At 63.3% G+C, this 23282-nt stretch carries 20 protein-coding genes; 19 read left to right on the forward strand and 1 reads right to left on the reverse strand.

Going from position 1 to position 23282, the window contains the following annotated elements; genetic code table 11:
• Positions 1–72: 72 nt before the first annotated feature.
• Positions 73–1326, reverse strand: a complete 1254-nt coding sequence (gene icd / locus IB261_RS16215) for an NADP-dependent isocitrate dehydrogenase (RefSeq protein ID WP_081520478.1) — start codon at positions 1324–1326, stop codon at positions 73–75.
• A gap of 357 nt (positions 1327–1683) precedes the next feature.
• Between icd and IB261_RS16220 the strand changes: the two genes are divergently transcribed.
• The 19 genes from IB261_RS16220 (at position 1684) to nuoI (ending at position 23275) form a co-directional block, all read left to right on the forward strand.
• Entirely contained in the window at positions 1684–3906 is a 2223-nt protein-coding gene (locus IB261_RS16220) for an NADP-dependent isocitrate dehydrogenase (protein ID WP_192382583.1), read from the forward strand.
• A gap of 104 nt (positions 3907–4010) precedes the next feature.
• On the forward strand, positions 4011–4454 hold the full coding sequence (locus IB261_RS16225; protein ID WP_151187252.1) for an NUDIX hydrolase: 444 nt from the start codon (positions 4011–4013) through the stop codon (positions 4452–4454).
• An 83-nt stretch (positions 4455–4537) separates the two neighbouring features.
• Positions 4538–5665, forward strand: a complete 1128-nt coding sequence (mnmA, locus tag IB261_RS16230; RefSeq protein WP_151187254.1) for a tRNA 2-thiouridine(34) synthase MnmA — start codon at positions 4538–4540, stop codon at positions 5663–5665.
• Positions 5662–6282, forward strand: coding sequence for a high frequency lysogenization protein HflD (hflD, locus tag IB261_RS16235; protein ID WP_081520482.1), 621 nt, complete (start codon positions 5662–5664; stop codon positions 6280–6282). Before mnmA ends, hflD begins: the two co-directional genes overlap by 4 nt.
• 95 nt (positions 6283–6377) lie before the next feature.
• Positions 6378–7748 carry an adenylosuccinate lyase gene (gene purB, locus IB261_RS16240; RefSeq protein WP_081520483.1) on the forward strand — a complete coding sequence of 457 codons (1371 nt, stop codon included), beginning with the start codon at positions 6378–6380 and terminating at the stop codon, positions 7746–7748.
• Positions 7749–7808: 60 nt separating this feature from the next.
• Positions 7809–8984: a ribosomal protein uL16 3-hydroxylase gene (locus IB261_RS16245; RefSeq protein ID WP_081520484.1), complete on the forward strand. Its 1176-nt coding sequence runs from the start codon at positions 7809–7811 to the stop codon at positions 8982–8984.
• Entirely contained in the window at positions 8977–9405 is a 429-nt protein-coding gene (locus tag IB261_RS16250) for a GNAT family N-acetyltransferase (RefSeq protein ID WP_017517103.1), read from the forward strand. Before IB261_RS16245 ends, IB261_RS16250 begins: the two co-directional genes overlap by 8 nt.
• A 21-nt stretch (positions 9406–9426) precedes the next feature.
• On the forward strand, positions 9427–10053 hold the full coding sequence (locus tag IB261_RS16255; RefSeq protein WP_192210958.1) for a DUF7931 domain-containing protein: 627 nt from the start codon (positions 9427–9429) through the stop codon (positions 10051–10053).
• 20 nt (positions 10054–10073) lie between these two features.
• A complete protein-coding gene (locus IB261_RS16260) occupies positions 10074–10865 on the forward strand; it encodes a secretin N-terminal domain-containing protein (RefSeq protein WP_081520486.1) in 792 nt (263 codons plus the stop codon).
• Positions 10866–11374: 509 nt separating this feature from the next.
• Positions 11375–12970: an isocitrate lyase gene (locus tag IB261_RS16265; protein ID WP_045214761.1), complete on the forward strand. Its 1596-nt coding sequence runs from the start codon at positions 11375–11377 to the stop codon at positions 12968–12970.
• Between the two features lie 188 nt (positions 12971–13158).
• Complete coding sequence (locus tag IB261_RS16270) at positions 13159–13659, forward strand: DUF4442 domain-containing protein (protein ID WP_192382584.1); 501 nt, start codon at positions 13159–13161, stop codon at positions 13657–13659.
• A gap of 441 nt (positions 13660–14100) precedes the next feature.
• On the forward strand, positions 14101–14514 hold the full coding sequence (locus IB261_RS16275) for an NADH-quinone oxidoreductase subunit A (RefSeq protein WP_017517108.1): 414 nt from the start codon (positions 14101–14103) through the stop codon (positions 14512–14514).
• 10 nt (positions 14515–14524) lie between these two features.
• Positions 14525–15202 carry a NuoB/complex I 20 kDa subunit family protein gene (locus IB261_RS16280; RefSeq protein WP_045214755.1) on the forward strand — a complete coding sequence of 226 codons (678 nt, stop codon included), beginning with the start codon at positions 14525–14527 and terminating at the stop codon, positions 15200–15202.
• A 59-nt stretch (positions 15203–15261) separates the two neighbouring features.
• Complete coding sequence (gene nuoC / locus IB261_RS16285; RefSeq protein ID WP_081520488.1) at positions 15262–17043, forward strand: NADH-quinone oxidoreductase subunit C/D; 1782 nt, start codon at positions 15262–15264, stop codon at positions 17041–17043.
• Positions 17040–17540, forward strand: coding sequence for an NADH-quinone oxidoreductase subunit NuoE (nuoE, locus tag IB261_RS16290; RefSeq protein WP_192382801.1), 501 nt, complete (start codon positions 17040–17042; stop codon positions 17538–17540). Before nuoC ends, nuoE begins: the two co-directional genes overlap by 4 nt.
• Entirely contained in the window at positions 17537–18886 is a 1350-nt protein-coding gene (gene nuoF / locus IB261_RS16295; RefSeq protein WP_081520490.1) for an NADH-quinone oxidoreductase subunit NuoF, read from the forward strand. The genes nuoE and nuoF overlap by 4 nt, the downstream gene beginning before the upstream one ends.
• Positions 18887–19014: 128 nt before the next feature.
• The gene (nuoG, locus tag IB261_RS16300; RefSeq protein WP_192382585.1) at positions 19015–21729 is read left to right on the forward strand and encodes an NADH-quinone oxidoreductase subunit NuoG; all 2715 of its coding nucleotides are present in this window, start codon (positions 19015–19017) and stop codon (positions 21727–21729) included.
• Positions 21726–22715 carry an NADH-quinone oxidoreductase subunit NuoH gene (gene nuoH / locus IB261_RS16305; protein ID WP_081520492.1) on the forward strand — a complete coding sequence of 330 codons (990 nt, stop codon included), beginning with the start codon at positions 21726–21728 and terminating at the stop codon, positions 22713–22715. The genes nuoG and nuoH overlap by 4 nt, the downstream gene beginning before the upstream one ends.
• Positions 22716–22726: 11 nt before the next feature.
• Positions 22727–23275 carry an NADH-quinone oxidoreductase subunit NuoI gene (gene nuoI / locus IB261_RS16310; protein ID WP_015477483.1) on the forward strand — a complete coding sequence of 183 codons (549 nt, stop codon included), beginning with the start codon at positions 22727–22729 and terminating at the stop codon, positions 23273–23275.
• The last annotated feature ends 7 nt before the right edge of the window (positions 23276–23282 follow it).

The following is a 23282-nucleotide window of genomic DNA, read 5'->3' on the forward strand; positions in this document are numbered from 1 at the left end:
TCGTCAAGGATCAGACGAAACGAAAAAGGCCGGCAGTAAGCCGGCCTTTTTCATGGGCGAAGAATCACCCGGTTACATCTTGGCGATGATCGCGTCGCCGAACTCGGAGCACGACAGCAGCTTGGCACCGTCCATCAGTCGCTCGAAGTCGTAGGTCACGGTCTTTGCGGCGATGGCGCCGTTCACGCCGTCGATGATCAGGTCGGCCGCTTCCGGCCAGCCCATGTGGCGCAGCATCATCTCGGCGGAGAGGATCACCGAACCCGGATTGACCTTGTCCAGGCCGGCGTACTTGGGGGCAGTACCATGGGTTGCCTCGAACATGGCCACCGAGTCGGACAGGTTGGCACCCGGCGCAATGCCGATACCACCCACCTCCGCCGCCAGGGCGTCGGACAGGTAGTCGCCATTCAGGTTGAGGGTGGCGATCACGTCGTACTCGGCCGGACGCAGCAGGATCTGCTGCAGCATCGCGTCGGCGATCACGTCCTTCACCACGATATTCTTGCCGGTAGTCGGGTTCTTGAACTGCATCCACGGGCCGCCATCGAGCAGCTGCGCACCGAACTCGTCACGGGCAAGCTCATAGCCCCAGTCCTTGAACGCACCCTCGGTGAATTTCATGATGTTGCCTTTATGGACGATGGTGACCGAGCTGCGGTCATTGTCCACGGCGTACTGCAGGGCCTTGCGCACCAGGCGCTTGGTGCCCTCCCGGGAAACCGGCTTGATGCCGATGCCGCAATCGTCGGTGAAGCGGATCTTCTTGACGCCCATTTCCTCGGTGAGGAACTTGATGACCTTCTGGGCTTCGGGAGTACCGGCCTTCCACTCGACGCCGGCATAGATGTCTTCGGAGTTCTCGCGGAAGATCACCATATCCACGTCACCGGGCTTCTTCACCGGGCTCGGCACACCTTCGAACCAGCGCACCGGGCGCAGGCAGACATAAAGGTCGAGCTGCTGGCGCAGCGCCACGTTCAGCGAGCGAATGCCGCCGCCCACCGGAGTGGTCAGCGGGCCCTTGATCGATACGACGTAGTCGCGAACGGCATCCAGGGTTTCCTGGGGCAGCCAGGTATCCTGGTCGTAGACCTGAGTGGCTTTCTCGCCGGCATAGACTTCCATCCACGCGATCTTGCGGTCGCCTTTGTAGGCTTTCTCGACGGCAGCGTCGACGACCTTGATCATGACCGGGCTGATATCGACGCCAATGCCATCACCCTCGATAAAGGGGATGATCGGGTTCTTCGGTACATTCAAGGACATATCGGCGTTGACGGTGATTTTGTCACCGGCCGGCACCTGGATCTTTTGGTATCCCATGCTGAACTCCGCTTTTTGATTGAAACCCTCTTGCAGCCACTGAGGGTAGCTCACAAGTCGGTAATCGAACTACATCATTCCTTAGTCTAAAAAAGGGACACGCTTCACCCTGCCTTTAGGGTGGTATACTGGCCGGCATGACTTAATGGTCATCGAGGTCCGAGCAGTCTGGGACCAGACTCTCTCCTCGCAGCGGCGCACGTCCTCACCAGGATCCCGCCGTACAACGCTCTACTGGCGCCCCAATATCCCCGCGGCAAATCTCGAAGGTCGGTCAACCACTTCGCTGACCGCAAGCGTGTACCAACGCGATTCGAGACTCTGTGCGCGCCCAGCAAAGAAGAGAGTTAGAACGAGATGTCCATCCGCTCGAAGATCACCTACACCTTCACCGACGAAGCACCCGCCCTTGCCACCTATTCGCTTCTTCCTATCGTAAAAGCCTTTGCCGCTTCCGCCGGCATCGACGTCGAGACCCGCGACATCTCTCTTTCGGGCCGTATCCTGGCCTCCTTCGCTGACAAGCTCGGCGACAAGGCCATCGAAGACGATCTGGCCTACCTGGCCGTACTGGCCACCGACGCCAAAGCCAACATCATCAAGCTGCCGAACATCTCCGCTTCGGTACCGCAGCTCAAGGGCGCCATCGCCGAGCTGCAGAAGCTGGGCTACGCCGTTCCGGACTTCCCGGAAGATCCGCAGACCGACGCCGAGAAAGACACCCGCGCCCGCTACGCCAAGGTCCTGGGCAGCGCCGTGAACCCGGTCCTGCGTGAAGGCAACTCCGACCGCCGCGCCCCGGCTGCCGTGAAAGCCTACGCTCGCAAGCACCCGCACAGCATGGGCAAGTGGAGCATGGCTTCGCGCTCCCACGCCGACTACATGCGTGGCGGCGACTTCTTCTCCAGCGAGCAGTCGGTCACCATTCCGAAGGCCGGTGAAGTCCGCATCGAGTTCGTCGGCAAGGACGGCAAGGTCGAGACCAAGAAGACCCTGAAGATGCAGGACGGCGAAGTCCTCGACAGCATGTTCATGAGCTGCAGCAAACTGCGCGCCTTCTTCGAGAAGACCCTGCAGGACTGCAAGGAAACCGGCGTCATGTGGTCCCTGCACGTCAAGGCCACCATGATGAAGATCTCCCACCCGATCGTCTTCGGCCACGCCGTCACCGTCTACTACAAGGACGTGTTCGAGAAGTACGGCCAGCTGTTCGAAGAGCTGGGCGTGAACCCGAACAACGGCATCTCCAGCGTCTATGACAAGATCAAGTCGCTGCCGGCCTCGCAGCAGGAAGAAATCCTGCACGACATCCACGAGGTGTACAGCCACCGCCCGGAAATGGCGATGGTCGACTCGGTCAAGGGCATCACCAACCTGCACATCCCCAGCGACGTGATCGTCGACGCCTCCATGCCGGCCATGATCCGCAACTCGGGCCAGATGTGGGGCAAGGACGGCAAGCAGAAAGACACCAAAGCGGTAATGCCGGAAAGCACCTACGCCCGCATCTACCAGGAAATGATCAACTTCTGCAAAACCAACGGCGCGTTCGACCCGACCACCATGGGCAGCGTACCGAACGTCGGCCTGATGGCGCAGAAAGCCGAGGAATACGGCTCCCACGACAAGACCTTCGAACTGGAAGCTGACGGCGTGATGCGCGTTGTCGACGCCGACGGCAAGGTCCTGATGCAGCACGAAGTTCAAGCCGGTGACATCTGGCGCGCCTGCCAGACCAAGGACGCCCCGATCCGTGACTGGGTCAAGCTGGCCGTTACCCGCGCCCGCGCTTCCAACACCCCGGCCATCTTCTGGCTGGACCCGGAGCGCGCCCACGACAACGAGCTGCGCAAGAAGGTCGAGCTGTACCTGAAGGACCACGACCTGACCGGTCTGGACATCAGCGTCAAAGGCTACAACGAAGCCATCCGTACCAGCATGGAGCGTCAGCTGCGCGGCCTGGACACCATCTCGGTGACCGGCAACGTCCTGCGCGACTACCTGACCGACCTGTTCCCGATCATGGAACTGGGCACCTCGGCCAAGATGCTCTCCATCGTTCCGCTGATGGCGGGCGGCGGCATGTACGAAACCGGCGCCGGCGGCTCGGCTCCGAAACACGTACAGCAGCTGGTGGAAGAGAACTACCTGCGCTGGGATTCCCTGGGCGAGTTCCTGGCTCTGGCCGTCTCCTTCGAAGAAGAAGGCATCAAGACCGACAACGCCAAGGCCAAGGTACTGGGCAAGACCCTGGACATCGCCACCGGCAAGCTGCTCGACAACAACAAGTCGCCGTCGCGCAAGATCGGTGAGATCGACAACCGTGGCAGCCACTTCTACCTGGCCATGTACTGGGCCCAGGCCCTGGCTGAGCAGAACGACGACGCCGAGCTGAAGGCTCACTTCGCCGGCCTGGCCAAGACCCTGACCGAGAAGGAAGCGGCCATCGTCGCCGAACTCAACGGCGTACAGGGCAAGCCGGCGGAAATCGGTGGTTACTACCGTTCCGACGCGGAGCTGACCAGCAAGGTCATGCGCCCGAGCGCGACCTTCAACGCCGCGATCGACGCACTGGCGTAAGCCTTTTCGCGTGATACCAGAACCCCCGGGCCTTCCCGGGGGTTCTGCTTTCTGCACCCCGCCACGTTAAACTCGCGCCTTTTCGCCCCAACGAGATCGTTACCATGCGCTGGCTAGCACACGTCACCGTCGCCACCATCGTCGAAGACCAGGGCCGCTTCCTGCTCGTGGAGGAAATGTCCGCTGACAAAAAGCAGGTCTTCAATCAGCCCGCCGGCCACCTGGAAGCCAACGAGACCCTGCTCGAGGCCGCCGTGCGCGAAACCCTCGAGGAAACCGGCTGGGACGTGGAGCTGACCGCCGTCACCGGCATCTACCTGTACACCGCGCCGAGCAACGGCGTGACCTACCAGCGCGTCTGTTTCGCCGCGCGCCCCTTGCGCCATCATCCCGAGCGCGAGCTCGACGACGGCATCCTCGGCGCCCGCTGGATGACCCGCGAAGAGCTGGCCGCACAACCCGATCGCTGGCGCAGTCATCTGGTGCTGCGCTGCATCGACGATTACCTCGAAGGCGAGCGCTTCCCGCTGGCCCTGATCCGCGACTGAGCCAACCTCAAGCCGGCAGCCGAGCCTCTGGCGCTCGGCTCTGGTAGAATCGCCCTCTTTACCTGCGCTCGTGACCCGCTGCCATGTCTAGCTCCCCCAAAGCCCCCCAGAACACCCGCGTCATCGTCGGCATGTCCGGCGGCGTGGATTCCTCCGTCTCCGCCCTCCTCCTCAAGGAGCAGGGTTATCAGGTGGAAGGACTGTTCATGAAGAACTGGGAAGAAGACGACGGCACCGAGTACTGCACCGCCATGACCGACCTCGCCGACGCCCAGGCCGTCTGCGACCGTATTGGCATCAAGCTGCACACCGCCAACTTTGCCGCAGAGTACTGGGACAACGTCTTCGAGCATTTCCTCGAGGAATACAAGGCCGGCCGCACGCCGAACCCGGACATCCTCTGCAACCGCGAAATCAAGTTCAAAGCCTTCCTCGACTACGCCGTCGCCCTGGGCGCCGACCTGATCGCCACCGGGCACTACGTGCGCCGCCGCGACATCGACGGCCGCAGCGAGCTGCTCAAGGGCCTGGACCCGAACAAGGACCAGAGCTACTTCCTCCACGCCGTGGGCGGCGAGCAGATCGGCAAGACCCTGTTCCCGGTCGGCGAACTGGAAAAGCCCGAGGTTCGTGCCATCGCCGAGAAATACGGCCTGGCCACCGCAAAGAAGAAGGACTCCACCGGCATCTGCTTCATCGGCGAACGTCGTTTCAGCGACTTCCTCAAGCAGTACCTGCCAGCCCAGCCGGGCAATATCGAGACCACCGACGGCACGGTCATCGGCAAGCACGTCGGCCTGATGTACCACACCATCGGCCAGCGCCAGGGCCTGGGCATCGGCGGCTTGAAGAATGCCGACGACAGCCCCTGGTACGTGCTGGAGAAGGACCTGGTACGCAACGTCCTGGTCGTCGGCCAGGGCAACGACCATCCATGGCTGTTTTCCCGAGCCCTGCACGCCTCGCACATCTATTGGGTCAACCCCATCGACCTGGACCAGCCCAAGGCCCTGCGCGCCAAGGTGCGCTACCGCCAGGCCGACCAGGACTGCGTGCTGGAACGTACCGAGAACGGCTACCGCGCCGTCTTCGACGAGCCGCAGCGCGCCGTCACCCCGGGCCAGTCCGTCGTCTTCTATGACGGCGAAGTCTGCCTCGGTGGCGGCGTCATCGAATCCGCTGAACCCGCGTTCGCTAAGGACAGTAAATGAGCGATCTGCACGACCAGATCATCGCCCTCTCCGGCGTCTTCGAAGCCGCCTCGCTGGTAGACCGCCTCGCCCGCACCGGGCAGATCCCCGAGGCGCCGCTGGGCTGCATGCTCGGCAGCCTGCTGGTGCGCGACCCGAAGACCACCCTCGACGTCTACGGCGGCGACACCGCCAACCTGCGCGAGGGCTTCCGCGCCCTGGTCAGCGCCCTCGAGCGCGACCCCAACAGCCTGCAGCGCGAGCCGCTGCGCTACGCCCTGTCGCTGATCGGCCTGGAACGCCAGCTCAACAAGCGTCCCGACATGCTCGACATCATGGGCACCCGTCTGGACCAGGTTCAGCAGCAGGTACAGCACTTCGGCCTGGTCCACGAGAACGTCATCGCTTCCTGCGCCGGCCTCTACCAGGACACTCTGAGCACTTTCCGCCAGCGCATCCAGGTGCACGGTGACATGCGCCACCTGCAGATCAACGCCAACGCCGCGCGTATCCGCGCCCTGCTGCTGGCCGGCATCCGCTCCGCGCGCCTGTGGCGACAGCTCGGCGGCAACCGCTGGCAGATGCTCTTCAGCCGGAAGAAAATGCTGAACGAACTGCGCCCCCTGCTGCGCGGCTGAAACACGTCCTTCCGGTCGTCGCAAGGGCGACCGGTTCGCGCCATTCATGTATGATGTGCGCCCTTTTCGTTGACCGACAGCTACGAGAACGCCCCATGCAGCTTTCCTCCCTTACCGCGGTATCCCCCGTTGACGGCCGTTACGGCAGCAAGACCAGCGCCCTGCGTCCGATTTTCAGCGAATACGGCCTGATCCGTTTCCGCGTCCTGGTGGAGGTTCGCTGGCTCCAGCGTCTCGCCGCCCACGCCGGCGTCCCTGAAGTCGCGCCCTTCTCCGCCGAAGCCAACGCCCTGCTGAACCAGCTGGCCGACGACTTCCAGCTGGAGCACGCGCAGCGCATCAAGGACATCGAGCGCACCACCAACCACGACGTCAAGGCCGTGGAGTACCTGCTCAAGGAACAAGCCGCCAAGCTGCCGGAACTGGCCAAGGTCAGCGAGTTCATCCACTTCGCCTGCACCTCCGAGGACATCAACAACCTGTCCCACGCCCTGATGCTGCGCGAAGGCCGTGACACCGTACTGCTGCCGCTGATGCGCCAGATCGCCGACTCCATCCGCGAGCTCGCGGTGAAGTTCGCCGACGTGCCGATGCTCTCGCGCACCCACGGCCAGCCGGCCTCCCCGACCACCCTGGGCAAGGAACTGGCCAACGTCGTCTACCGCCTGGAGCGCCAGATCAAGCAGGTCGCTTCGGTCGAGCTGCTGGGCAAGATCAACGGCGCGGTGGGCAACTACAACGCCCACCTGTCGGCCTACCCGCAGGTTGACTGGGAAGCCAACGCCCGCGAATTCATCGAAGGCGACCTCGGCCTGAACTGGAACCCCTACACCACCCAGATCGAGCCGCACGACTACATCGCCGAGCTGTTCGACGCCGTAGCGCGCTTCAACACCATCCTCATCGACTTCGACCGCGACATCTGGGGCTACATCTCCCTGGGCTACTTCAAGCAGAAGACCGTCGCCGGGGAAATCGGCTCCTCGACCATGCCGCACAAGGTCAACCCGATCGACTTCGAGAACTCCGAAGGCAACCTGGGTATCGCCAACGCCCTGCTCCAGCACCTGGCCAGCAAACTGCCGATCTCCCGCTGGCAGCGCGACCTGACCGACTCCACCGTGCTGCGCAACCTGGGCGTCGGTTTTGCCCACAGCGTCATCGCCTACGAAGCCAGCCTGAAAGGCATCGGCAAGCTGGAGCTGAACGCCGCACGCATCGCCGATGACCTGGACGCCTGCTGGGAAGTCCTGGCCGAGCCGGTACAGACCGTCATGCGCCGCTACGGCATCGAGAACCCCTACGAGAAGCTCAAGGAGCTGACCCGCGGCAAAGGCATCAGCGCCGAAGCCCTGCAGGTGTTCATCGAAGGCCTCGACATGCCGACAGAAGCCAAGGCCGAGCTGAAGAAACTGACCCCCGCGAACTACATCGGTAACGCTGTCGCCCAGGCCAAGCGTATCTGAGATTCGCCCTGACTTTGCACGCCCGGCTGTGCCGGGCGTTTTTGTTTCAAGGACTTAACCATGAATCCTGCTATTCCTCTTCAGCTTTTGGGCGGCATCAGCGCCGAAGAATTCCTCCGCGACTACTGGCAGAAAAAGCCCCTGCTGGTGCGCCAGGCCATCCCCGATTTCAAGAGCCCGCTGGACCCTGACGAACTGGCCGGCCTCGCCCTGGAAGAGATGATCGAATCGCGCATCGTCCTCGAACACGGCGACAGCCCGTGGGAGCTGCGCCGCGGCCCGTTCCAGGAAGACACCTTCAGCCAGATGCCCGAGCGCGACTGGACCCTGCTGGTGCAGGCCGTCGACCAGTTCATCCCGGAAGTCGCCGAGCTGCTGGAACACTTCAAGTTCCTGCCCAGCTGGCGCATCGATGACGTGATGATCAGCTACGCCGCACCGGGCGGCGGCGTTGGCCCGCACTTCGACAACTACGACGTATTCCTGCTGCAGGGCCACGGTCGCCGTCGCTGGAAAGTCGGCCAGACCTGCGACGCCAGCAGCCCGATGCTGCCCCACGCCGACCTGCGCATCCTCGCCGAATTCGAAGAAAGCGCCGACTGGGTGCTGGAACCCGGCGACATGCTCTACCTGCCGCCGCGCGTGGCTCACTACGGCATCGCCGAAGACGACTGCATGACCTACTCGGTCGGTTTCCGCGCACCCAGCGCCGCCGAAGTACTGACCCACTTCACCGACTTCCTCGCCCAGTTCCTCTCCGACGAGGAGCGCTACAGCGACGCCGGCATGGCGGCGATGAAAGGCGACTTCGACCAGCACCAGATCCAGCGCGACGCCCTCGATCGCCTGAAGAACCTGCTGCAGGAGCACATGAGCGACGAACGCCTGTTGCTCACCTGGTTCGGCCAGTTCATGACCGAGCCGCGCTACCCGGAACTGGTGGCCGGCGAGGAGATCGAGGAAGACGACCTGACCGCCGCCATCGAAGACGGCGAAGTGCTGATCCGCAACCCCAGCGCCCGCATGGCCTGGAGCGAAGTGGACGTCGGCCTGCTGCTGTTCGCCAGCGGCCAGACCGTGGTCCTGCCGGAAAAACTGCGCGACCTGCTAAAGCTGGTGTGCTCGGCCCAGTCGCTGCACGAAGGGAATCTCGGCCAATGGCTGGCCGACGACGATGGGCGTAAGCTCATCGGAGAACTGATCAAACAGGGCAGTCTGGAGTTTGCCGATGAGTAGCAAGATCAGGGTTCGCGTCGCGGACTGGCAGAAGGATAATGCCGATCTGCGGCGCATTCGCGAGGCGGTGTTCATCGCTGAGCAATCGGTCCCGCCGGAACTCGAATGGGACGCCGAGGATGTCGAAGCCGTGCACTTCCTGGCCTTCGAAGGCGACTACGCCATCGGCACCGCCCGCCTCCTGCCGGACGGGCACATCGGCCGGGTGTCGGTCCTCAAGGACTGGCGCGGCCTGAAGGTCGGCGACCTGCTGATGCGCGCCGCCATCGAGCAGGCGGAAAGCCAGGGCCTGCAGCGCCAGTTGCTGACGGCGCAGGTCTACGCCATTCCCTTCTACGAACGGCTAGGCTTCCAGGTGGCCAGCGGCGAATTCCTCGACGCCGGCCTCCCCCACGTGGACATGGTGCGCGAGAGCGCCTGAGCAACGACTCAAAGGAGCGACATGGAAAACGCCCCGGACCAAGACGACCTCCCGGTAGAACTGCCGGACATCGAGTTTCAGTCACCGGGGCGTTTTGCCGTCCACAACCCGCCCAGCGAAGCGCTGACGCCCGAAGCCCTTGAGCCGGCGCCTTTTCGCCTCGGCGAGGGCGACCAGCTGCACCGCTTCAGCAAGCCGGATGACGCCCGCGCCCATGCGCTGGCGCTGATCCAGCAGGCGCGCCGCACCCTCTACCTCTACACCCCAGACCTGGAGCCCTGGCTGTACCACCACAGCAGCATCCAGGAAGCCTGCACACAGTTGCTGCTGCGCAATCCGCGCAATCGCCTGATGATCCTGGTGCGCGACAGCACCCGGGCCGTGAAGGAAGGCCATCGCCTGCTCAATCTCAGCCGGCGGCTGTCGAGCTACTGCCAGATCCGCCGGATCAATCCCGACTACCCGAGCGAAGAGCATGCCTTTCTCCTCGCCGACGATTGCGGCCTGCTGCTGCGCCCGGAGCCGGGCGAGTACGCCGGTTACGCGCACTACAACAACGCTGGCCGCGTCCGCCAACTGATCGCGCAATTCGAACAGACCTGGAACACCAGCGTTCTCGACCCGAACCTGCGGAGTTTCCTGATTTGAGCCGACACCCTCTCGCCCTGATGCTCGCCTGCGCGATCAGCCTCACCGCTACCGCAGCGCCGCGTACCGAGATCATCCCGCTCAACTATCGCACCGCCGAAGACGTGCTGCCGGTGGCGCAGCAGGTGCTGGGCAACGAAGGCCGGGTCACCGCCTACGGCAACCAGTTGGTAGTCAACGCCGAACTGGCGAAGATCCGCGAACTACAGCAGGTGCTCGAACAACTGGATACGCGCCCACATCAGCTACTGATCAGCATCGATACACTCGATGGCAGCCAGGGCAGCCAGAGCGGCTACTCGGTGAATGGCTCGGTGAGCGCCGGCAATGTGGAAATCCAGGCGGGTCGCGGCGAAGTCAACGGCCGCGACCAGGTGCGCATCATCAATCGATCCACCAACAGTCGCGGAGGCGGCACCCAGCAGGTGCGCACCACCGAGGGCTCGCCCGCTTTCATCCAGGTGGGCCAGAGCCAGCCGGTGACCAACGCCGGCATCGGCCCCTACGGCCAGGTCTACAGCCAGACCGAATACCGCGACGCCAACCAGGGCATGTACGTGACCGCCAGCCTCACCGGCAACCTGGTGCACATCACCCTGAGTACCCGCAACGACCGCTTCAACGGCAATTACCAGGGTTCGATGAACACCAGTTCGGCCGATACCAGCGTCAGCGGCCCCATCGGCCAGTGGATCGAGGTCGGCGGCGTCAGCCAGACCAACCAGAGCACGCAGAGCGGCTACACCCGCCAATACAGCACCCAGGGGCGCAGCGACAGCAGCCTGCGGGTGAAGGTCGAAGTGCTCGACTAATCCTTCCGTAGGTGACCTGGCAGTCCTCGTTAGACCTTCGTGTAGTAGTCCAAAAAAAACACTACAAAACGTTTGACGAACGCTCGTTTGAAAGTGCATGATGGCTTCGCTCCCGCTAACCAGAGGGTCTCAAAGCCCTCCGGACCGAGCCTGTGGCCCACCCGCCGCGCTGGTCCGTGTTGTTAAGCCCACAAGGCGGATCGACGAGGTTGCGACTGGCAAGAGGTTGTCCTGAGGGACGGGGAAGCAAGCCTTAGCAACAGTACGAAGTGACGGATTCAGCCGTCCACCATCGCCCAACGGCTGCCACGAGCCGGCAAGCGATTCTGGATGTCACCGCTGCAGTCACCCGTCTGTACGCCGCTCTACCCCACTCCTCCAGTGTCATTCCTTCTTTCGGTCGCACCTTCGCCATCCCGCGGCGAGCAACCCGCAGTCAATTCCGTGTAGATACGGGTTTGAGTGGGTAAGTCGGTGCTCAACCACACACATACTTTGAAGGATTGACCATGTCCGCTTATCAAAACGACATCAAGGCCGTTGCCGCTCTGAAAGAGAAAACCGGTAACAGCTGGAGCGCTATCAACCCCGAGTCGGTTGCCCGCATGCGCGCTCAGAACCGCTTCAAGACTGGTCTGGACATCGCCAAGTACACTGCGGCCATCATGCGCAAGGACATGGCCGAGTATGACGCCGACACCTCCGTCTACACCCAGTCCCTGGGCTGCTGGCACGGCTTCATCGGTCAGCAGAAGCTGATCTCGATCAAGAAGCACCTGAAGACCACCAACAAGCGCTACCTCTACCTGTCCGGCTGGATGGTTGCCGCGCTGCGTTCCGACTTCGGCCCGCTGCCCGACCAGTCCATGCACGAGAAAACCGCCGTTTCCGGCCTGATCGAAGAGCTGTACACCTTCCTGCGCCAGGCTGACGCCCGCGAACTGGACCTGCTCTTCACCGCTCTGGACAGCGCTCGCGCTGCCGGCGACAAGGTCAAGCAGGACGAAATCCAGGCTCAGATCGACGGCTACGAAACCCACGTAGTACCGATCATCGCCGACATCGACGCCGGCTTCGGTAACCCGGAAGCGACCTACCTGCTGGCCAAGAAAATGATCGAAGCCGGTGCCTGCTGCATCCAGATCGAGAACCAGGTTTCCGACGAGAAGCAGTGCGGCCACCAGGACGGCAAAGTGACCGTTCCGCACGAAGACTTCCTCGCCAAGATCAACGCCGTTCGCTATGCGTTCCTCGAACTGGGTGTTGACGACGGCGTGATCGTTGCCCGTACCGACTCCCTGGGCGCCGGCCTGACCAAGCAGATCGCCGTGACCAAAGAGCCGGGCGACCTGGGCGACCAGTACAACTCCTTCCTGGACTGCGAAGAAGTTTCCGCTGCCGAGCTGCAGAACGGCGACGTGGTGATCAACCGCGGCGGCAAGCTGCTGCGTCCCAAGCGCCTGGCTTCCAACCTGTTCCAGTTCCGCAAGGGCACCGGCGAAGACCGCTGCGTCCTGGACTGCATCACCTCGCTGCAGAACGGCGCCGACCTGCTGTGGATCGAAACCGAGAAGCCGCACGTTGGCCAGATCAAGGGCATGGTTGACCGCATCCGTCAGGTCATCCCGAACGCCAAGCTGGTTTACAACAACAGCCCGTCGTTCAACTGGACTCTGAACTTCCGCCAGCAGGTGTTCGATGCGTTCGTCGCCGAAGGCAAGGACGTTTCCGCCTACGACCGCGCCAAGCTGATGAGCGTCGAGTACGACGAGACCGAACTGGCCCAGGTTGCTGACGAGAAGATCCGCACCTTCCAGCGTGACGGCTCCGCCCACGCCGGCATCTTCCACCACCTGATCACCCTGCCGACCTACCACACCGCCGCGCTGTCCACCGACAACCTGGCCAAGGGCTACTTCGCCGACCAGGGCATGCTGGCCTACGTGAAGGGTGTTCAGCGTCAGGAACTGCGTCAGGGCATCGCCTGCGTCAAGCACCAGAACATGGCCGGTTCGGACATCGGCGACAACCACAAAGAGTACTTCGCTGGCGAAGCCGCTCTGAAAGCCTCGGGTAAAGACAACACCATGAACCAGTTCCACTAAGAACTGGCTCGACCAGCCCCTCGGGGCTGGGAGGCTCCGCAAGACCCCGGCCCCAGCCGGGGTCTTGCTTTTTGTGCCTGGCCGAATCGCGCTTGGCCGAACCGCCAGCAACCCCTTCCCCGCCCGCCAAGGGCAGAACCGCTTCGACGTGCCAGCCTCGGGCTTCCTTTATATGAACGGAACGCCCCATGAGCAATAAACCCAAGCGCAACCGCCTCGCCCTCGCCGCCCACCTCATCCAGCGCCTGCCCAGCCGCCTCCACGAGCCACTGCTGAGTCGCCTGTTCTGCTCCCAGGTGCGCTTTGCCGGAACCGCCGGCGTACGCATCCAGAGGCTCTCCAATGATGAAGTGAGAATGAGCCTGGCCAACCATCGCCGCGCCCGCAATCACATCGGCGGCTTACATGCCGCAGCCATGGCGCTGCTGGCCGAGTCCGCCAGCGGCTGCATGGTCGGCATGAACCTGCCCGATCACAAGCTGCCGCTGATCAAGACCCTCAAGGTCGACTACCTGCGCCGGGCCAGCGGCAGCCTGCGCGCCATCGCCACGCTGACGCCGGAACAGCGCCGCGCAATGCAGGACGATGATCGCGGCGAGGCGCTGGTGCAGGTGACCCTTCTGGACGATTCCGGGGCCGAACCGGTGCGCTGCGAGATGCGCTGGGCGTGGATTCGGAAGGGAAATTGAACCACCCGGATGCGGGGGCGACCAACGAGTTCACAGAGGGATAATTCGAAGTCACATACCAGGCGAAATAAAAGCCGCGCCGCTTATATGTAGTAAAGTTACGGATATACGACACTGCAAATGATAATATTTATCATTTATAGACTGCCGATTTATTGCGGTCAAATACCTCGAAAGTACTATTCGACCAAAGCCGAAGTGCCGTCACACTAGGCATCCAGAGCCGCGCAAACAGGGCGCTACGGGAAATGCAAAAGCCTTTTGCCCGAAATAGAAGCATCTGTTTGTGTTGGAAAAATTTACTTGCTGAAGGCTTTGGGCATAAAATTGGAAAGATGACCTGAACCCTTAGCTCACTATCCTTGAGTTGTCGGGTTCGCAGTAGTCGGGCGTTGCGCCCGGAACCCAAGACAATCGTTATTTGTAGGAAGGAGTATCGGCATGCCCAATCCAGCTGAACTTGCAGCTCAACACTGGGGACTCGCCGCCTTCCTTTTAGGAGTGCTGGGCCTGCTCGCCTTCATGCTAGGGGTTTCCAGCCTTCTTGGCAGTAAGGCATTTGGTCGCAGCAAGAACGAACCGTTCGAATCGGGGATCGTTCCTACCGGCAGCGCCCGCCTGCGTCTGTCGGCAAAATTCTATCTGGTCGCGATGCTCTTCGTGATCTTCGACGTCGAAGCCCTCTTCCTCTTCGCCTGGTCCGTGTCCGTCCGTGAAAGCGGTTGGGCGGGTCTGATCGAGGCAACCATTTTCATAGCAATTCTGTTGGCAGGTCTTGTCTACCTGTGGCGTATCGGCGCGCTCGATTGGGCGCCGGCGGCACGTCGCGCACGGCAGGCGAAGCTAAAACAATGAGGCTTTGGCGATGCAATACAAACTTACCCGGATCGATCCGGATGCGCCCAATGATCAATACCCGATCGGCGAACGCGAAACGGTAGAAGACCCGCTCATCGAAGGGCAGGTCCACAAGAACATCTTCATGGGCAAGCTCGAGGATGTTCTCAACGGTGCAGTCAACTGGGGTCGCAAGAACTCCCTGTGGCCGTACAACTTCGGGCTGTCCTGCTGCTACGTGGAGATGACCACGGCGTTCACCGCGCCGCACGACATCGCCCGTTTCGGCGCCGAAGTGATCCGTGCATCGCCGCGCCAGGCTGACTTCATGGTCATCGCCGGCACCTGCTTCATCAAGATGGCTCCGGTCATCCAGCGCCTGTACGAGCAGATGCTGGAACCCAAGTGGGTGATCTCGATGGGGTCGTGCGCCAACTCCGGCGGCATGTACGACATCTACTCGGTCGTTCAGGGGGTCGACAAGTTCCTCCCCGTGGACGTGTACATCCCCGGCTGCCCGCCCCGTCCGGAGGCATTCCTGCAAGGCCTGATGCTGCTGCAGGAATCCATCGGCCAGGAGCGTCGTCCGTTGTCCTGGGTTGTAGGCGATCAAGGCGTCTATCGCGCCGACATGCCTGCCCAGAAGGATCTCAAGCGCGAACAGCGCATTGCGGTCACCAACCTGCGCAGCCCCGACGAAGTGTGATCCGGCCCTCCACGAGAGGCCCGTTTTCACTCCACCGTTGACCGAGTGACTTAAAGACTATGAATGCAGACTCCGCTCTGTACATCCCGCCTTACAAGGCAGACGACCAAGATATCGTCGTCGAACTGAATTCCCGCTTTGGCGCCGAGACCTTCACCGTCCAGGCCACCCGCACCGGCATGCCGGTGCTCTGGGTTGCCCGTGAGCGCCTGATCGACGTCCTCACCTTCCTGCGCAATGTGCCCAAGCCGTACGTCATGCTCTATGACCTGCACGGTGTCGACGAGCGCCTGCGCACTCATCGTCGCGGCCTGCCGGGCGCCGACTTCAGCGTGTTCTACCACCTGATGTCGCTCGAGCGTAATAGTGACGTGATGATCAAGGTGGCCTTGTCCGAAGGCGACCTCAACGTACCCACCGCCACCCGTATCTGGCCGAACGCCAACTGGTACGAGCGTGAGGTCTGGGACATGTACGGGATCACCTTCAACGGTCACCCGCACCTGACCCGTATGCTGATGCCGCCCACCTGGGAAGGTCACCCGCTGCGCAAGGACTACCCGGCGCGCGCCACCGAGTTCGACCCCTACGCGCTGTCCGCCGCCAAGCAGGACCTCGAGCAGGAAGCCCTGCGCTTCAAGCCCGAAGACTGGGGCATGAAGCGCCACGGCGAGAACGAGGACTTCATGTTCCTCAACCTCGGCCCGAACCACCCGTCCGCGCACGGTGCGTTCCGCATCATCCTGCAGCTGGACGGTGAAGAGATCCTCGATTGCGTTCCTGAGATCGGCTACCACCACCGTGGCGCCGAGAAGATGGCCGAGCGTCAGTCCTGGCACAGCTTCATTCCTTACACCGACCGTATCGACTACCTCGGCGGAGTGATGAACAACCTGCCGTACGTGCTCTCGGTCGAGAAGCTCGCCGGCATCAAGGTACCGCAGCGCGTCGACGTCATCCGCATCATGATGTCGGAGTTCTTCCGCATCCTGAACCACCTCCTCTACCTGGGTACCTACATCCAGGACGTGGGCGCGATGACCCCGGTGTTCTTCACCTTCACCGACCGCCAGCGCGCCTACAAGGTCGTCGAAGCCATCACCGGCTTCCGCCTGCACCCGGCCTGGTACCGCATCGGCGGCGTCGCCCACGACCTGCCGCGCGGCTGGGACAAGCTGGTCCGCGAGTTCCTCGACTGGATGCCCAAGCGCCTGGACGAGTACGAAACCGCTGCCCTGAAGAACAGCATCCTGCGTGGCCGTACCATCGGCGTTGCCGCGTACAACACCAAGGAAGCGCTGGAATGGGGCACCACCGGCGCCGGCCTGCGCGCCACCGGCTGTGATTTCGACCTGCGTAAAGCCCGCCCCTACTCCGGCTACGAGAACTTCGAATTCGAAGTACCGCTGGCGGCCAACGGCGACGCCTACGACCGCTGCATGGTCAAGATGGGTGAGATGCGCCAGAGCCTGCGCATCATCGAGCAGTGCCTGAAGAACATGCCCGAAGGCCCATACAAGGCCGACCACCCGCTGACCACGCCGCCGCCCAAAGAGCGCACGCTGCAGCACATCGAAACCCTGATCACCCACTTCCTGCAGGTTTCCTGGGGCCCGGTCATGCCGGCCAACGAAGCCTTCCAGATGGTGGAAGCGACCAAGGGCATCAACAGCTACTACCTGACGAGCGATGGCAGCACCATGAGCTACCGGACCCGTATCCGGACGCCCAGCTTCCCGCACCTGCAGCAGATTCCGTCGGTGATCAACGGCAGCATGATCGCTGACCTGATCGCCTATCTGGGCAGTATCGACTTCGTTATGGCCGACGTGGACCGCTGATCATGAGTACCCTTATCCAGACTGATCGTTTCGAACTCAGCGAAACCGAGCGCTCGGCCATCGAGCACGAAATGCATCACTACGAGGACTCCCGCGCGGCGTCCATCGAAGCCCTGAAGATCGTCCAGAAGCAGCGCGGCTGGGTGCCGGACGGCGCCATCCCGGCCATCGCCGACATCCTCGACATTCCCGACAGCGACGTCGAAGGCGTGGCTACCTTCTATAGCCAGATCTTCCGCCAGCCGGTCGGCCGCCACATCATCCGCGTCTGCGACAGCATGGTCTGCTACATCGGCGGCCACGAGTCCGTGGTTGGCGAGATTCAGAAGCAGTTGGGCATCGGCCTCGGCCAGACCACCGCCGACGGCCGCTTCACCCTGCTGCCGGTGTGCTGCCTGGGCAACTGCGACAAGGCCCCGGCGATGATGATCGACGACGACACCTTCGGCGACCTGCGTCCCGACGGCGTCGCCAAACTGCTGGAGGCCTACGTATGAGTCGCCTCACCTCCTACGGCACGCCCAACCGCACTGCGCGCGCGGCCGAAACCCACCCGCTGACCTGGCGCCTGCGTGACGACGGCGCCCCGGTCTGGCTGGAGGAGTACCAGTCGAAGAACGGCTACGCTGCCGCGCGCAAGGCGCTGGCGCAGATGGCCACCGACGACATCGTCCAGACCGTCAAGGACTCCGGCCTCAAGGGCCGCGGCGGTGCGGGCTTTCCCACCGGCGTGAAGTGGGGCCTGATGCCCAAGGACGAATCCCTCAACATCCGCTACCTGCTGTGCAACGCGGACGAGATGGAGCCCAACACCTGGAAGGACCGCATGCTCATGGAGCAGCTGCCGCACCTGCTGGTGGAAGGCATGCTGATCTCCGCGCGCGCCCTCAAGGCCTACCGGGGCTACATCTTCCTGCGCGGTGAGTACGTCGACGCCGCCCGCAACCTGAATCGCGCCATCGATGAAGCCAAGGCCGCCGGCCTGCTGGGCAAGAACATCCTCGGCAGCGGCTTCGATTTCGAGCTGTTCGTGCACACCGGCGCCGGCCGCTACATTTGTGGCGAAGAGACCGCGCTGATCAACTCGCTGGAAGGCCGCCGCGCCAACCCGCGCTCCAAGCCGCCCTTCCCCGCCGCCGTTGGCGTCTGGGGCAAGCCGACCTGCGTGAACAACGTCGAGACCCTGTGCAACGTGCCGGCGATCGTCGAGCACGGCGTCGACTGGTACAAGGGCCTCGCCCGTCCGGGCAGCGAAGACATGGGCACCAAGCTCATGGGCTTCTCCGGCAAGGTGAAGAACCCCGGCATCTGGGAACTGCCCTTCGGCCTTCCGGCCCGCGAGCTGTTCGAGGACTACGCCGGCGGCATGCGCGACGGCTACAAGCTCAAGGCCTGGCAGCCGGGCGGCGCCGGTACCGGCTTCCTCCTGCCGGAACACCTGGACGCCCTGTTCTACGCTGGCGGCGTCGCCAAGGTCGGCACCCGTATGGGTACTGGTCTGGCCATGGCGGTGGACGACAGCGTCAACATGGTTTCCCTGTTGCGCAACATGGAAGAGTTCTTCGCCCGCGAATCCTGCGGCTGGTGCACTCCGTGCCGCGACGGCCTGCCGTGGAGCGTGAAGGTCCTGCGCGCGCTGGAGAAAGGCGAAGGCGCCCAGGGCGACCTGGAGACCCTCGAGCAGCTCGTCAACTTCCTCGGCCCAGGCAAGACTTTCTGTGCCCACGCACCGGGTGCCGTCGAGCCGCTGGGCAGCGCACTGAAGTATTTCCGTCCCGAGTTCGAAGCGGGCATCTCCCGCCAGGCTCAGGCCGTACAAGCACCGCAGACCGTCGGCGCTTGATGCTTTGATCGCCGGGCGCTGCGCCCGGCGTTGTTTCGTTGTAGTGCCGCGGCGTGCCGCCGGCCCGATGAAACCGTGATTTCTATTAGCCACGCCCGCTGACAACGGGCCAACGAAGACTTAGACCCATGGCCACGATCCACGTAGACGGCAAGACGTTAGAAGTCGACGGAGCGGACAACCTGTTGCAGGCCTGCCTCTCCCTCGGTCTCGACATCCCCTACTTCTGCTGGCACCCGGCGCTCGGTAGCGTCGGCGCCTGCCGCCAGTGTGCGGTCAAGCAGTACACCGACGAGAACGACACCCGCGGTCGCATCGTCATGTCCTGCATGACTCCCGCCACCGACAACACCTGGATTTCCATCGAAGACGAAGAATCCAAGGCATTCCGTGCCAGCGTCGTCGAATGGCTGATGACCAACCACCCGCACGACTGCCCGGTCTGCGAGGAAGGCGGTCACTGCCACCTGCAGGACATGACGGTGATGACCGGCCACAACCAGCGCCGGTACCGCTTCACCAAGCGCACCCACCAGAACCAGGAACTCGGCCCGTTCATCGCCCACGAGATGAACCGCTGCATCGCCTGCTACCGCTGCGTCCGCTACTACAAGGACTACGCCGGCGGCACCGACCTGGGCGTCTATGGTGCGCACGACAACGTCTACTTCGGCCGTATCGAAGACGGTGTGCTCGAGAGCGAATTCTCCGGCAACCTGACCGAGGTCTGCCCGACCGGCGTGTTCACCGACAAGACCCACTCCGAGCGCTACAACCGCAAGTGGGACATGCAGTTCGCCCCGAGCATCTGCCATGGCTGCTCCAGCGGCTGCAACATCAGCCCCGGCGAGCGTTACGGTGAAATCCGCCGCATCGAGAACCGCTACAACGGCTCGGTGAACCACTACTTCCTGTGCGACCGCGGCCGCTTCGGCTACGGCTACGTCAACCGCGAAGACCGCCCGCGCCAGCCGCAGCTGATGCTGAGCAAGCAGAAGCTCTCGCTGGACGGCGCCCTGGACCAGACCGCAGCGCTGCTCAAGGGTCGCAAGGTCATCGGCATCGGTTCGCCGCGCGCCAGCCTGGAAAGCAACTACGCCCTGTCCGCACTGGTCGGCGCGCAGAACTTCTACAGCGGCATCTCCGCTGACGAGCTGCAACGCCTGCAGCTGGTCCTGAAAGTCATGCAGGAAGGCCCGCTGCCGGTGCCGACCATCCGTGACATCGAAGACCACGACGCGGTATTCGTGCTTGGCGAAGACCTGACCCAGACCGCTGCCCGTATCGCCCTGGCCCTGCGTCAGTCGGTCAAGGGCAAGGGCGAGGACATGGCCGCCGCGATGAAGATCCAGCCCTGGCTCGACGCCGCGGTGAAGACCATCGCCCAGCATGAGATGAACCCGCTGTTCATCGCCAGCCTGGATGAAACCCGTCTCGACGACGTAGCCGCCGAGTGCGTGCACGCCGCTACCGAAGACCTGGCGCGCCTGGGCTTCGCCGTGGCACACGCGATCGACTCGAGCGCTCCGGCCGTCGCCGGCCTCGACGCCGAAGCCGCCGCCCTCGCCCAACGCATCGCCGATGCACTGGTCGCCGCCAAGCGTCCGCTGGTCATCTCCGGCACCTCGCTGGGCAGCAACGCCCTGATCGAAGCCGCGGCCAACATCGCCAGCGCGCTGAAGAACCGCGAGAAGAACGGCTCCCTGAGCCTGATCGTTCCGGAAGCCAACAGCCTGGGCCTCACCCTGTTCGGTGGCGCCTCGGTTGAAGCCGCCCTGGAACAGCTGACCTCCGGCGCCGCCGATGCCGTGGTGATCCTGGAGAACGACCTGTACCGCCGCGCCGACGCTGCTGCTGTCGATGCCGCCCTGGCCGCCGCGAAGATCGTCGTCGTCGCCGATCACCAGCAGACCGCCACCAGCGCCAAGGCCACCGTCCTGCTGCCGGCCGCCAGCTTCGCCGAAGGCGATGGCACCCTGGTCAGCCAGGAAGGCCGCGCCCAGCGCTTCTTCCAGGTCTACGACCCGACCTACTACAACGCCGACATCCTGGTTCGCGAAGGCTGGCGCTGGCTGCATGCCCTGCACAGCACCCTCGAAGGCAAGCGTGTCGACTGGACCCAACTGGACCACGTGATCGACGCCGTCGTCGCTGCCAAGCCGCAACTGGCCGGCATCCGCGAAGCCGCACCGAACGCCGCGTTCCGCATCAAGGGTCTGAAGCTGGCGCGCGAGCCCCACCGCTACTCCGGCCGCACTGCCATGCGTGCCAACATCAATGTCAGCGAGCCGCGTCAGCCGCAGGACATCGACTCCGCGTTCGCCTTCTCCATGGAAGGCTACGCCGGCAGCGCCGAGCCACGTCAGCAGATTCCGTTCGCCTGGTCCCCGGGCTGGAACTCCCCGCAGGCCTGGAACAAGTTCCAGGACGAAGTCGGTGGTCACCTGCGTGCCGGCGATCCGGGCGTACGCCTGATCGAGGCCAAAGGCGATGCCCTGTGGTTCAGCGAGATTCCTGCGCCGTTCCACACCGCCGCCAGCCAGTTCAAGGTGGTGCCCTTCTATCACCTGTTCGGCAGCGAGGAGAACTCCTCGAAAGCCGCTCCGGTGCAGGAGCGCATCCCGCAGACCTACGTCACCCTGGCCAAGGCCGAGGCTGACCGTCTGGGCGTGAACGAAGGCGCGATCATCCGCCTGACCGTCAAGGGCCAGGAACTGCGCCTGCCGCTGCGCGTGAGCGAAGAGCTCGGCGCCGGCCTGGTTGCCCTGCCGATCGGTCTGCAAGGCATTCCTGCCGGTGTCATCGGCGCTGTCGCTGAAGGTCTGCAGGAGGCTGCGCAATGAGTTGGCTGACACCCGCCATCGTCGACATCCTGATCGAGGTCATCAAGGCCATCGTCATCCTGCTCGCCGTGGTCGTCTGCGGCGCGCTGCTCAGCTGGGTCGAGCGTCGTCTGCTCGGCCTCTGGCAGGACCGCTACGGTCCGAACCGGGTCGGCCCCTTCGGTGCCTTCCAGCTCGGCGCCGACATGCTGAAGATGTTCTTCAAGGAAGACTGGACCCCGCCGTTCGCCGACAAGATGATCTTCACCCTCGCCCCCATGATCGCCATGGGTGCGTTGCTGGTGGCCTTCGCGGTCATCCCGATCACCCCGAACTGGGGCGTGGCGGACCTGAACATCGGCATTCTGTTCTTCTTCGCCATGGCTGGCCTGACCGTGTACGCGGTGCTGTTCGCCGGCTGGTCGAGCAACAACAAGTTCGCCCTCCTCGGCAGCCTGCGCGCCTCGGCCCAGACCATCTCCTACGAGGTGTTCCTGGCCCTGTCGCTGATGGGTATCGTCGCCCAGGTCGGTTCGTTCAGCCTGCGCGACATCGTCGAATACCAGGCCCAGCACGTGTGGTTCATCATTCCGCAGTTCTTCGGCTTCATGACCTTCTTCGTCGCCGGCGTCGCCGTGACTCACCGTCACCCGTTCGACCAGCCCGAAGCCGAACAGGAACTGGCCGACGGTTACCACATCGAGTACGCCGGCATGAAATGGGGCATGTTCTTCGTCGGCGAGTACATCGGCATCGTGCTGGTGTCCGCGCTGCTGGCGACCCTGTTCTTCGGCGGCTGGCACGGTCCCTTCGGCATCCTGCCGCAGATCCCGTTCTTCTGGTTCGCCCTGAAAACCGGCTTCTTCATCATGATGTTCATTTTGCTGCGGGCCTCCATCCCACGCCCGCGCTATGACCAGGTGATGGCCTTCAGCTGGAAGTTCTGCCTCCCGCTGACCCTGATCAACCTGCTGGTGACCGGCGCTGTCGTGCTGGCCAGCCAGTAAGGAGTAGGACCATGATCAAGTACATTTTCGACGTGGTGCACGGCACCTACACCCAGCTGCGCAGCCTGGTGATGATCTTCGGTCACGCCTTCCGCAAGCGTGACACCCTGCAGTACCCGGAAGAGCCCGTGTACCTGCCGCCGCGCTACCGTGGCCGCATCGTGCTCACCCGCGATCCCGACGGCGAGGAGCGCTGCGTTGCGTGCAACCTGTGCGCCGTGGCCTGCCCGGTCGGCTGCATCTCCCTGCAGAAGGCCGAAACCGACGACGGTCGCTGGTACCCCGAGTTCTTCCGCATCAACTTCTCCCGCTGCATCTTCTGCGGCCTGTGCGAAGAAGCCTGCCCGACCACCGCGATCCAGCTGACTCCGGATTTCGAGATGGGCGAGTTCAAGCGCCAGGACCTGGTCTACGAGAAGGAAGACCTGCTGATCTCCGGCCCCGGCAAGAACCCGGATTACAACTTCTACCGCGTTGCCGGCATGGCCATCGCCGGCAAGCCGAAAGGCGCCGCGCAGAACGAGGCCGAACCGATCAACGTCAAGAGCCTGCTGCCGTAAGGAGACG

It is taken from the genome of Pseudomonas sp. PDM20 (assembly GCF_014852575.3).
In the GTDB taxonomy this organism is placed as follows: domain Bacteria; phylum Pseudomonadota; class Gammaproteobacteria; order Pseudomonadales; family Pseudomonadaceae; genus Pseudomonas.

Bases quoted from the DNA above. Each gene is read 5' to 3' on its own strand.
- icd (WP_081520478.1), bottom strand. From the start codon at position 1,326: ATGGGATACCAAAAGATCCAGGTGCCGGCCGGTGACAAAATCACCGTC.
- IB261_RS16220 (WP_192382583.1), top strand. From the start codon at position 1,684: ATGTCCATCCGCTCGAAGATCACCTACACCTTCACCGACGAAGCACCC.
- IB261_RS16225 (WP_151187252.1), top strand. From the start codon at position 4,011: ATGCGCTGGCTAGCACACGTCACCGTCGCCACCATCGTCGAAGACCAG.
- mnmA (WP_151187254.1), top strand. From the start codon at position 4,538: ATGTCTAGCTCCCCCAAAGCCCCCCAGAACACCCGCGTCATCGTCGGC.
- hflD (WP_081520482.1), top strand. From the start codon at position 5,662: ATGAGCGATCTGCACGACCAGATCATCGCCCTCTCCGGCGTCTTCGAA.
- purB (WP_081520483.1), top strand. From the start codon at position 6,378: ATGCAGCTTTCCTCCCTTACCGCGGTATCCCCCGTTGACGGCCGTTAC.
- IB261_RS16245 (WP_081520484.1), top strand. From the start codon at position 7,809: ATGAATCCTGCTATTCCTCTTCAGCTTTTGGGCGGCATCAGCGCCGAA.
- IB261_RS16250 (WP_017517103.1), top strand. From the start codon at position 8,977: ATGAGTAGCAAGATCAGGGTTCGCGTCGCGGACTGGCAGAAGGATAAT.
- IB261_RS16255 (WP_192210958.1), top strand. From the start codon at position 9,427: ATGGAAAACGCCCCGGACCAAGACGACCTCCCGGTAGAACTGCCGGAC.
- IB261_RS16260 (WP_081520486.1), top strand. From the start codon at position 10,074: ATGCTCGCCTGCGCGATCAGCCTCACCGCTACCGCAGCGCCGCGTACC.
- IB261_RS16265 (WP_045214761.1), top strand. From the start codon at position 11,375: ATGTCCGCTTATCAAAACGACATCAAGGCCGTTGCCGCTCTGAAAGAG.
- IB261_RS16270 (WP_192382584.1), top strand. From the start codon at position 13,159: ATGAGCAATAAACCCAAGCGCAACCGCCTCGCCCTCGCCGCCCACCTC.
- IB261_RS16275 (WP_017517108.1), top strand. From the start codon at position 14,101: ATGCCCAATCCAGCTGAACTTGCAGCTCAACACTGGGGACTCGCCGCC.
- IB261_RS16280 (WP_045214755.1), top strand. From the start codon at position 14,525: ATGCAATACAAACTTACCCGGATCGATCCGGATGCGCCCAATGATCAA.
- nuoC (WP_081520488.1), top strand. From the start codon at position 15,262: ATGAATGCAGACTCCGCTCTGTACATCCCGCCTTACAAGGCAGACGAC.
- nuoF (WP_081520490.1), top strand. From the start codon at position 17,537: ATGAGTCGCCTCACCTCCTACGGCACGCCCAACCGCACTGCGCGCGCG.
- nuoG (WP_192382585.1), top strand. From the start codon at position 19,015: ATGGCCACGATCCACGTAGACGGCAAGACGTTAGAAGTCGACGGAGCG.
- nuoH (WP_081520492.1), top strand. From the start codon at position 21,726: ATGAGTTGGCTGACACCCGCCATCGTCGACATCCTGATCGAGGTCATC.
- nuoI (WP_015477483.1), top strand. From the start codon at position 22,727: ATGATCAAGTACATTTTCGACGTGGTGCACGGCACCTACACCCAGCTG.